General features: G+C 70.7%; 2 pseudogenes. Both read left to right on the top strand.

The annotated features are described in order from the left end of the window. Positions 1 to 282: 282 nt before the first annotated feature. Positions 283 to 606 (top strand): annotated as a pseudogene (locus D7Y04_RS42470) (hypothetical protein); the annotation flags it as partial. A gap of 7 nt (positions 607 to 613) precedes the next feature. Continuing rightward, positions 614 to 857: pseudogene (locus D7Y04_RS42465) on the top strand (hypothetical protein); the annotation flags it as partial.

The raw sequence follows: 857 nt of genomic DNA, 5'->3' as shown, positions 1-857 counted from the left end.
GTATCTACCTCCAGGACCGTGGGCGGATGGATGAATACCGGGGAGCTTCCGTTCGTTCTCTGCGCCAGCCATCGAGGATGTCGTCGTCGCGGGGACGTTCGAGACGCGTCAGGCGGCGGAAGAGTGGGTGGCGAATGGCAAGGGACGCGATGGGGACCTCCTCCGCATCGCGGGGCAGGGTTCCAGGTCATCCGGACCGGCGGAGGCCAGCAGACGCTCCCGCGGACCCCCCTGCCTGAGGAGTTCATGAAGAAGTTCCCTCCGGGACCAACGTCGGTGGCTCCGCTGGGCGACCTGTCGCGTGCCCGGCTGGAAGGCCGCCTCCAGCGCGGAGGCTTCCGGCAAGGCGTCTTCGGCCCGGACTACGAACTGGCGCGCTTCCAGGTAGCGGGCCCGGCCTCCGTGCCGCTGGCGGAGGCGTCCTTCCCGGAGGGGGCTTCCGCTTACGGAGAGGTGATTTTCAACTGGGACGCGGTGCGGCTGAGTGGCATGCGCCAACGACACCTCTTCCTCTCCCTGGGGGTGGAGGCCTTCTCCTGGGGCCGGGTGGACGTGGACGGGCGGGTGGAGGTGCAACTCCTCCACCGGGACTTCATGGGGCTGGGGGTGGACAATGCGCGCTGAGCGACGGTCGCGCGGCGGAGTGGGCCTGGTGCTGGCCCTGGCGTTCTTCACGGCGGGGTGCGCCTCGCTGCCCTCTCGGGCGGGCCCTGGGGGCACCCTGGCTGCTGCCTCGGGCCCAACGCCCATGGTGGCCTTGGGGCGGAGTGCCGTCGCGGCTCTCTCCGCGGACGACGCGCTCGAGGACTTCGACGACGAGCAGTTCGCGGCCGGACCGCTCCTGCACCGCCGCCGGA

The organism is Corallococcus sp. AB038B (assembly GCF_003668955.1).
In the GTDB taxonomy this organism is placed as follows: domain Bacteria; phylum Myxococcota; class Myxococcia; order Myxococcales; family Myxococcaceae; genus Corallococcus; species Corallococcus exiguus.
The sequence above is the reverse complement of the archived record's forward strand: the minus strand, read 5'-3'. Positions and strand labels throughout refer to the sequence as shown.